At 72.0% G+C, this 9509-nt stretch carries 6 protein-coding genes and 1 pseudogene; 4 read left to right on the forward strand and 3 right to left on the reverse strand.

The window, feature by feature from the left end:
• The first annotated feature begins 10 nt into the window (after nt 1–10).
• Both BG452_RS42410 and BG452_RS42415 read left to right on the forward strand, forming a co-directional pair.
• Nucleotides 11–649, forward strand: coding sequence for a class I SAM-dependent methyltransferase (locus BG452_RS42410; RefSeq protein WP_188309716.1), 639 nt, complete (start codon nt 11–13; stop codon nt 647–649).
• Between the two features lie 46 nt (nt 650–695).
• Entirely contained in the window at nt 696–1433 is a 738-nt protein-coding gene (locus BG452_RS42415; RefSeq protein ID WP_188309717.1) for an SDR family NAD(P)-dependent oxidoreductase, read from the forward strand.
• 28 nt (nt 1434–1461) lie between these two features.
• On the opposite strand, the pseudogene BG452_RS42420 reads toward BG452_RS42415, so the two are convergent.
• Together BG452_RS42420 and BG452_RS42425 are read right to left on the reverse strand one after the other, a co-directional pair.
• Nucleotides 1462–1884: pseudogene (locus BG452_RS42420) on the reverse strand (Tn3 family transposase); the annotation flags it as partial.
• 661 nt (nt 1885–2545) lie between these two features.
• Entirely contained in the window at nt 2546–3703 is a 1158-nt protein-coding gene (locus tag BG452_RS42425; RefSeq protein WP_411293101.1) for a mechanosensitive ion channel family protein, read from the reverse strand.
• Between the two features lie 194 nt (nt 3704–3897).
• Between BG452_RS42425 and BG452_RS42430 the strand changes: the two genes are divergently transcribed.
• A complete protein-coding gene (locus BG452_RS42430) occupies nt 3898–5055 on the forward strand; it encodes an RNA-guided endonuclease InsQ/TnpB family protein (protein WP_188309718.1) in 1158 nt (385 codons plus the stop codon).
• A gap of 226 nt (nt 5056–5281) precedes the next feature.
• Nucleotides 5282–5926 carry an HNH endonuclease gene (locus tag BG452_RS42435; protein WP_188309719.1) on the forward strand — a complete coding sequence of 215 codons (645 nt, stop codon included), beginning with the start codon at nt 5282–5284 and terminating at the stop codon, nt 5924–5926.
• A 185-nt stretch (nt 5927–6111) separates the two neighbouring features.
• Here BG452_RS42435 and BG452_RS42440 read toward each other — a convergent pair.
• A partial coding sequence (locus tag BG452_RS42440; RefSeq protein ID WP_188309720.1) for a beta-N-acetylglucosaminidase domain-containing protein occupies nt 6112–9509 on the reverse strand: 3398 nt, incomplete at its 5' end.

A 9509-nucleotide genomic window follows, 5' to 3' on the forward strand; every position in this document is an offset into this window, starting at 1 on the left:
AGAACTCCTGATGAGTGACACCGATCCCCGCTACGAAGCCGCGTTCTGGGACCAGCGCTACAACGCCCCCGACCCGCTGTGGAGCGGGCAGCCCAACCCCGCACTCGTCGAAGAAGTCACCGCACTGACGCCGGGGACGGCGCTGGAGGCGGGCTGCGGCGAGGGCGCCGACGCCATCTGGCTGGCCCAGGCAGGCTGGCAGGTCACCGGCACCGACTTCTCCGCCCAGGCCCTCGCCCGCGCAGCCGACCACACCCCCACCACCCTGACCGGACGCCTCTCCTGGCAACAGGCCGACATCCGCACCTGGACACCCCAGGACGACGCGCCCCGTTACGACCTGGTCACCGCCTCCTTCCTCCACTTCCCCTCACCCCTGCGCCGCGCCGTCTTCGCCGCCCTCGCCGCGCGGGTGGCCGGCAACGGACATCTGGTGATCATCGGCCACCACCCCAGCGACCTGGACACCGTGATGCCCCGACCGCCCGAGCCCGACATCTTCTACACCGCCGACGACCTCATCGACGACCTGCCCGCACCCGGATGGAAGGCCGTCACCCGCACCGCCCGCCCCCGCTCTGCCACCACACCCGACGGCCGGCACGTCACCATCCACGACACCGTCCTGACCGCCCAGCGCACCCAGTAGCCCACCCCTCACCCACCCGCGACGCCACGCAGAAACGAGTACGACCATGCAGCACGACCTCGCACAGCAGACCGCCCTGGTCACCGGAGCCACCGCCGGTATCGGACGGGCCACCGCCCTGGCCCTGGCCGCCCGCGGCGCCGACATCATCGTCCACGGCCGCGATGAACAGCGGGCCGCGGACACCCTTCAGCGCATAGAAGCCCTCGGCGGCAAGGCCCGCTTCGTGCCCGCCGACCTGTCCGACCCCGCACAGGTCACCGACCTGGCCGAACGCGCCGGGCAGGTCGACATCCTTGTCAACAACGCGGGCATCTTCCACTTCGCCCGCACCGCCGACACCACACCCGCCACCTTCGACGCCCACATCGCCATCAACCTGCGCGCCCCCTACCTTCTCGTCCAAGCCCTCGCCCCCGCCATGACGCAGCGCGGACACGGCTCCATCATCAATGTCAGCAGCGGCGCCGCCGACACCCCCGGCCTCGGCAGCGGCATCTACGGCGCCACCAAAGCCGCCCTGGAATCCCTCACCCGCGTCTGGGCCGCCGAATACGGGCCCGCCGGAGTCCGCGTCAACGCCGTCGCCGCCGGCCCCACCCGCACCGAAGGCACCGCCGCCTACGGCGAAGCCTTCGAATCAGCCGGACAAGCCGTCGCCCTCCAACGCCTCGCCAACCCCGAGGAGATCGCAGGAGCCATCGTCTTCATGGCCTCCCCCGACGCCAGCTACGTCAACGGCGCCACCCTCAGCGCCATGGGCGGCCAACCCGCTCTCGGCTGACGACATGCGGCCGCCGGGTAAGCCACTCTCAACTTCCGTCCTCGCCAGAGTCGTCCTCGTCCAGCTCCGGCGCGTCCGGGTCGCGTAGCGGGCGGAGGTTGCCGGAGGCAGGAACGCTGGCTGTGAAGCTGTAGCGGCCCAGCAGGTTCAGGTTCTTGTGCTTGAGGGGGGAGAGCCGGGCAACGTCCTCGTCCCGCACTTCGTGGCCCTCGGCGCGGAGCGCCTCCACGGCGGCGTCGATGTACTTCGTGGTCCACAGCACGATGGCGTTGAGGACCAGGCCGAGCGCTCCGAGCTGGTCCTCCATGCCGTCCCGGTACGCCTGGTGGATGGTGCCGCGCTTGCCGTGGCACACGTCCCGGGCAAGCTTGTGGCGGGACTCCTGCACGGTGAGCCGCCGGTTCATCTGCCGCCGGTAGGTGTCGTCCACCGGGTCGACCACGCGCAGCATTCTGCGGAATCGAAAATGTCAAGGTTCCGCCCTGCTGAAGTACTCCTTCGCTCTGGCAGAGCAGGGCGAGCGAGGCTGGCCTGAAGCTGCTCCCAGGCTGGTAGCCTGACGTGCAATCAACGAGCCTGACCTGCGAAAAAAGACGCTCATGCCGCATAAGCGGCCCCATGATCTGCGCCGCGCCGCCAGCCATCGGCATCACTGGAGGGTCGTGCCTCACGTTCCTGGCCTCCCAGCAGTCGTGCAGCAGGAGATCTCCCAGATCGAGATCCGAACCGCCGCGAACTGGGCGGCCTCCGGCCTCTGGCCCGGAGCCGTGGCGGAAGCCCTATCGGGGTGGTCAAACACCTCCCGCGCCCCTGCCCGGCGCCACTTTCATCCGTGTGCTTGCTGCGGCCGTAGTAGTCGCGGACTGCTGGACGAGGTACTCGCGATGCTCTCCGCTCCGGCTGCCCGCGCGCTTGAACGTCTGATCGAGCCTCTGGACGAGGACCTTCGGGATCGGACCCTGCCGAACCCCTCGGCATCGGGGGACATCCCCTGGTGGGCGCGTCGAGTCTGACGGGCTCACCCACACGACGTGCAGGCCCCGCCGCAGTCCCGCCGAAGGCGGTTTCTAGGGAGCGGGGCCTTCGGCTGTCGAGGACGGCCGGGCGGAGCGTTACGGCTTCTGCAGCGTCGGGTCGTCCGCCGGCGGCTTCGGCAGCGGGATCGGCTCGGCCGCCCGGTAGCGCGGCGAGGTCGGGTCGGAGAGGGCGGACGGCGGCGAGGGCTCCACCGCGGTGATCGACACGCCGGTGGCGACCGCCGCGGCCTCCTCCTTGACCTTGATCCCGGCCTGGTCGAAGGCCGTCTTCAGCCGCTGGCGCAGCGCCCGGGACACCGTCGGGGCCTTGCCCGGCGCCGTCCGGGCCTCGATCCGCACCATCACCGAGTCGGCCGCGACCGACTCGACACCGAGGATCGACACCGGCGCCCAGACCAGTTCGTCGTACGGCGCCTCCTTGGACAGGCCCTCGGCGGTCTCCTGGATCAGGTCCTCGACCCGCTGCAGGTCCTCCTTGTACCCGACCTGGACGTCCACCGAGGCGGTCGCCCAGCCCTGGCTCATGTTGGCGATCCGCTTCACCTCGCCGTTGCGGATGTACCAGATCTCGCCGTTGGCCCCGCGCAGCTTGGTCACCCGCAGGCCGACCTCCAGCACCGTGCCGCTGGCCACCCCGGTGTCGATCTCGTCACCGACGCCGTACTGGTCCTCCATGATCATGAAGACCCCGGAGAGGAAGTCCGTGACCAGGTTGCGGGCGCCGAAACCGATCGCCACACCGGCCACACCGGCGCTCGCCAGCAGCGGCGCCAGGTTCATCCCGAGCGCGGAGAGCACCATCAGCGCCGCCGTGCCCAGGATGGTGAAGGACGCCATGCTGCGCAGCACCGAGCCGATCGCCTCGGAGCGCTGCTGGCGCCGCTCGGGGTTCACCACGCCGTGGTTGGCCAGCAGGCCGCCCAGCCGGCTCTCCTCCCGGTGGTCGTGGCTGCGCGCCATCCTCGTTATCAGCTGGGTGACCAGCTTGTTCACCACGGCCCGCAGGACCAGCGCCAGCACGATGATCAGGACGATCTGCAGGCCGCCGGCCAGCCAGCTCTGCCAGTGGGTGTCGAACCAGCTGGCCGCCTGCTTGGTGGTGTCGGTGACGTCCTGCGCGCTGGTCGGGATGCGCAGCTGCGGCAGGTCCGGTGCGGTGGGCGAGGGGACCGGCGTCGGGGTGGAGAGCGTCGGGGACGCGTCGGTCGGACCGGTGGCGCCGGAGCGGAACACGTGCGGGACCTTCCTTGCTGGGGGCGTGACCGGTCCGCGCCGCGCAAGCGGCCCGCGGACCGTGCGGGCTAGCCTATCCGGCACCGAACACCAGCCCGGACCGGCCGCAGGCGCATCGGCCGAACCTCACGCCCGGGCAGTGCTCCTCCGCACCTCTTGCACAACCCCCGGATGCTTGAACTACCGTCCGTGCTGTGAAGATCGTGGTGCGTGTGAGATTGGAGGCGTCGGCCTACCAGGCGGACGCCCTCGCAGCCACCTTGCGTGCGTGCAACTGGGCGGCGAACCACGTCTCCCGGGTTGCATTCGATTCCGGGGAGATTCGGCGTAACGGTCTCCAACCGAAGGTGTACCGGCACGTCAAGGATGAATTCGACCTCTCCGCGCAGCCTGCCTGTCGCGTGGTGAAGAAGGTCTGCGACGCCTATGCCACGCTGAATGCGACCATCAAGGCCGGGAACCTCGGCCCGGTCGGCGACAAACGGCGGAACCGGGCAGAGTCAAAGCCGATCTCCTTTCGCGAGTACGCGGCCCAGGCATTCGACGACCGCTGTCTGTCGTGGAATACGGATCAGCGCAGCGTCAGCATTTGGACAGTTTCGGGACGATTGAAGGGCATTCGGTTCACCTGCTCGGACGGGGCGGCGAGAATGCTGGCCGAACACCGACGAGGTGAGTCGGATCTCGTTCACCGCGATGGCCGCTGGTATCTGTTTGCCACCTGCGACGTCCCGGCTCCTGTCGTTTACCAGCCCTCCGACTGGCTCGGCGTGGACCTCGGGATCGTCAACATCGCCACCACCTCGGACGGTACGGTGCTGTCCGGTAGACGTCTGGAGCGCTACCGCAAGCGCATGGTCCACCTGCGTGCCAAGCTCCAGACGAAGAAGACCAAGAGCGCGAAAAGGCGTCTCAAGGCCCTGCGTCGACGTGAGCAGCGTTTCGCTACGGATACCAACCACTGTATTTCCAAGGCCATCATCACAACCGCTGAACGCACCTCGCGCGGGATCGCCCTGGAAGATCTCACGGGCATTCGCGAAAGGGTCAAGGCCAAGCACGACCAGCGGTACCGCCTTCACTCCTGGGCGTTCGGCCAGCTCGGGGCATTCATGGAGTACAAGGCCAAGCGCGCCGGCGTGCCGGTCGTGCGTGTCAACCCGGCCCATACCTCCCGGCAATGCTCCGCCTGCTGGCACACCCACCGACACAACCGGGTGAATCAGGCCACCTTTGCCTGTCGTGCATGCGGGACCACCATGCACGCGGACGTCAATGGCTCCCGCAACATTCGCCACCGTGCGGCTGATGCGTGGACGCGGGGCGCTGTCAACCGTCCCACCAGCGCGTAGAGCGCCGGTCAGACGCGGACGCCACCGACGGGGCGACCCGCCGGAAGCATGGTGATCCGCAAGCCCGATCGATCAGGTCGGGCCGTTGACGTCAGGTCCGTTACACAGGAGTGGTGGCGCCGTACGAAGGCGTAAGGCGACACTGGGGGAGATCACGCACTCGTTGCGCGATCCAACCGCTCGTCCCGGCGCGAGCCACGCGCCGCAGGCGTCCAAGGAGGCATCCGTGCCGCATGTCCTGGTCCTCAACGCGTCCTACGAGCCACTCGGCGTCGTATCGATGCGCCGCGCACTCATCCTGGTCCTCAACCACAAGGCGGTCAGCCTGGAGGACTCGGGAGTCACTCTGCACAGCGCCACCAGCGCCCTTCCGGCGCCGTCCGTCGTCCGACTGACCCGCTTCGTGCGGGTCCCGTTCTGCGGGCCCGTCCCGCTTACCCGCCGGGCGCTGTTCGCCCGCGACCACGGCCGCTGCGTCTACTGCGGGGCCGCCGCAACCAGCGTCGACCACGTCATCCCGCGCAGCCGGGGCGGCCAGCACCGGTGGGACAACGTGGTGGCGGCCTGCCGCCGCTGCAACCACACCAAGGCCGACCGGCACCTGACCGAACTCGGCTGGCGGATGAAACGCCCACCCGCACCGCCCAGCGGCCTCGCCTGGCGGATCATCGGCACCGGGATCAAGGACCCGCGCTGGCGGCCCTACCTGGAGCCCTACGGCGGCGGCGACCAGCTGCGCGCCGCGCAGTGGGGCGAGTACGAGCACCACGACCATACCGAGCCGACCCACTCCGTCCCGATCGGCCGGGCGCACGTCGCCCACCCCACCCCCGTCCGCCGCGGCGAGCAGCCCGAACCGCTCTCCGCCTGACCACAGCACGACAGGGCCCGCCCGTCACACCGTCGGTACGCGCCTCATGGGCCGCCGCGCCCCCCACGAAGGGGAGCCCGGCGGCCCGCCGCTGTTTCCGAGCCGACTCCGGCCCGCCGCAGTTTCCGAGCCCGCTCGCCCAAGGCCCGCTCGCCGGCTCCCAGTGGCTGCACCTACGGCTGCACCTACGGCTTCGCCGCAGGCGGGGCGGCCGGCGCCCCCGGCTGGGCCGGCTGGTTGGCCGGCGGATTGGCCGGCTGCTGCGGCGGGGCGGCCGGGGCGGTGACGCCGTACAGCTCGATGCCGTACAGCGAGTAGCCGAACTTGGTGGCCCGCGCCACGCCCTGCATCCGCACGTACCGGACGTTCGGGGCGTCGAAGCGCACCGTCTCGTCCCCGCCCTTGCCGTTGTCCACCGTCGCGGCGTCCGTCCAGGTGCTGCCGTCCGCCGAGACCTGGATCTTGTACGAGGAGGCGTACGCGGACTGCCAGTGCAGCACCGCCGCGCCCAGGTGGCCGGCCTGCGGCAGCGCCAGCTGCACCCAGGCGTCGTCCTTGGCCGGCGAGGACCAGCGGGTCTTCGGGTCGCCGTCGGCGATCGCCGCGGCCGGGAAGTTCGGCGTCTCGTCGCCCGAGGACGACGCCTGGGCGCCGAGCGCCAGGTCCGGTCCGCCGGTCGGCGGGACGACGTGGACCTGCAGCACCTGCTTCACGGTGGTGCCGCCCGCCACGTAGGACACCGGCACCTGGTACGTCCCGGAGGGCGTCCCCTGGGCGGCCGTGACCAGCAGCGGCACGCCGACCCGCCCGCCGCGCGGCACGGTGACCGGGCCGGCCGGGGTGACGGTGAGGCCCTTGGCGGCGGCCGGCACGTCGATCCGCAGCTCGCCGGTGGTGCCCTCGGGGCGGCCGGCCTCGACGGTGGCCTGGGTCTTGGCGGGGGCGGCGGCGCCGGTGACCACGTCCAGGGCCGGGTCGGCGAGGCTCAGCCGGGCCGCCGGGGCGTCGGCGTACCAGGGGATCACCTGGTTGACCACCGGCGGGTCGCCACCGGGCTTCCAGGTCAGCCGGAACGCGTCGGCGAGCTGCCCGCCGGCCGGCAGTTCGTTGTAGCCGGGCTGCACGGTGCCGATGTCCGTCCAGCTGCCGTCGGAGCGGCGCACCGCGACGGTGGCGGTGGCGTGCACGTTCGGGTCGGTGAGCACGGTGAGCCGGTCCAGTGGCCGGGCGGCGCCGAGTGCGACGGTGAGCGGCTCGTCCTGCGCGGTGGGCGCCTTGGCGGCGCGGTACGCGGTGTCCGGGTTGCCGTCCAGGACGGCCGCGGCCGAGGAGTCGGGCAGCGCGGCGGGGCCGCCGGAGACGCTGGCCGGGGACTCGTCCGGTGCGGTGACGGTGAACTCGCGCACCGCGATGGCGGTCTTCTGGGCGGCGGTGGCCCGCAGCCGCACCGCCCGGACCACGGTGCCGGGCGGCAGCTGGGCGCTGACCGTCTTCTGGTTCTTCACCACGGCGAGCTGCTGCCAGCCGCCCGCGCCGGTGCTGTACTCCAGGACGCCGTCGCGGAGGTAGTCGTCGACGGCGGTCTGGGCGTCCGGGCCGTTGCCCCAGCCGCCCATCAGCACGGTGACGCCGCTGATCGGCCGGCCCGCGCCGAGGTCCACGCCGACCGAGTCGCCGGGCTGCGGGGGAGCGGAGCTCCAGTAGAAGGTGTCGGCCTGGCCGTCGGTCATCAGCGCGGGCAGGTGGTCGTGCGCGGTGCCCATGCTGCTGGTCGGGGTGACCCCGCCGCTGACCACGCCGGACCAGTTGTCGGCGGCGCGCACGGCCCGGTCCAGGAACGGAGCGAGCACGCCCGCGCCGATGGTGGCCGGGGCCTGGGCGAGCTGGGCGCGCAGCCGGTTGAGCTGCACCCGGGCCTTCCAGGCCGCCGTGCCGTCGCCGCCGTGCTGGGCCAGCAGCATGTCCAGCGCGGCCTGCCCGGCCAGCCCGTAGTCGCGCAGCGGGCCCAGCCAGGGCCCGGCCTCGGCGGCCAGCTGGGCGGTGGCCTGGGTGCCGGCCAGGGTCTGCTGGGCGCCCGCCATCGCGGTGAAGGCGTCCCGCAGCGGGCCCGCCGCCGCTATCAGCCTGGCGAGGTCGGGGGCGGCGCCTGAGGTGGGTTCGGCGTTGGCCCAGAACTGGTCGAGCAGCGGCTGGAGGTAGCCGGACTCCTGCTTGGCCAGCGGCGAGGAGGTGCTGTTGCCGGCCAGCGCGGTGACGGCGGACAGCGCCGATCCGGCGGGGGTGGCGGCGGCGCCGGTCGGCCCGGCGAGCGAGCGCACCGCGGCCTGCCAGGAGTCGTCGGGCTTGTAGCCGGTGGGGTTCCAGGCGAAGTCCCCGGCGGTGGCGAGGGCTATCCGGGAGGCCACCGGCTGCTGCATGGCGCCGGTGAGCAGCACCGCGGAGCGGGTCGCCACCTCCGGGTCGCGGCCGGTGTAGGCGCCGAGGAAGAGCCGGTCCGGGCTGGCGTCGTTGACCGGGTAGTTGTCCATGGTGACCAGCGGGTGCCCGTACAGGCTGCCGGTGTCCGAGGTCTGGGCGCCGGTGATCTTCTCCGGGATCATCCCGCCGCCGCTCCAGGCCACCTGCACGCCGGCGGGCAGCGCGTCGGCCAGCGCCTTGCGGTACGGCGTGGTGCCCTGCTTGTGGTACTCGGTGGGGACGACCGACAGCGGCGCCAGCCCGGGGTTCCTGGCGATCAGCCGGTCCTGCACCTTCTTGACCAGCGCGGCCTGCGCCTTGGCGGCGGCGGCCGGGCCGCTGCCGTACGCGTCCCGGTCGTCGTCGCAGTGCCACTCGTCGTAGCTGACGTCCAGGAACTGCAGCTGGAACGCGGTGAAGCCGAGCTTGCGCAGCCCGTCCAGCTTGGCGACCAGCGCGTCGACGTCCGTGCCGGAGCTGAAGCAGAGGGACTGCCCCGGGTCGATCGCGTAGCCGAGGGTGACGTGGTTCTGCCGGGCCCGGTCACCGAGTTCGCGCAGCTCGGACTGCTGGTTGACGGGGTAGGCGTCGCGCCAGCGGTTGAGCCGGAACGGGTCGTCACCGGGGGCGTAGAGGTAGAAGTTCTGCTTGGAGCGGCCCAGGAAGTCGACCTGGTCGAGCCGCTGCTGGGCGGTCCACGGGGTGCCGTAGAACGCCTCCGCGGTGCCGCGCACCGCCGCGCCGCTCGGCCAGTCCCGCAGGGTGATCCCGGGCAGGCCGAGCCCGGCCGCGCCCGGACCCTGGCCCTGACCGGCCGGTACGGCGGCGAGCAGCTGGCGCAGGCTCTGCGCGGCGTAGAAGGTGCCGGCCGCGTCGGCGCCCGCGAGCACCACCGCGCCGTACGTCCCGCCGCCCTGGGCGGGCAGCTGGCCGGCGGACAGCACGTAGCCGCCCGGTGGCATGCCCGCGGTCGAGGGCGCGGAGCCGTCCTTGCCGCCGGCCGCGGCGGTCAGCTGGCGCAGCGTCCGGTCGGTCTCGCCGTCGGCGCCCTCGGCGGGGCCGCCGATGTACACCACCAGCGAGCCGGCGGCGGGGGTGCCGCCGTCCGGCGGCGGGGTCACCGCGG

It is taken from the genome of Streptomyces sp. CBMA123 (assembly GCF_014596465.1).
Taxonomy (GTDB): Bacteria; Actinomycetota; Actinomycetes; order Streptomycetales; family Streptomycetaceae; genus Kitasatospora.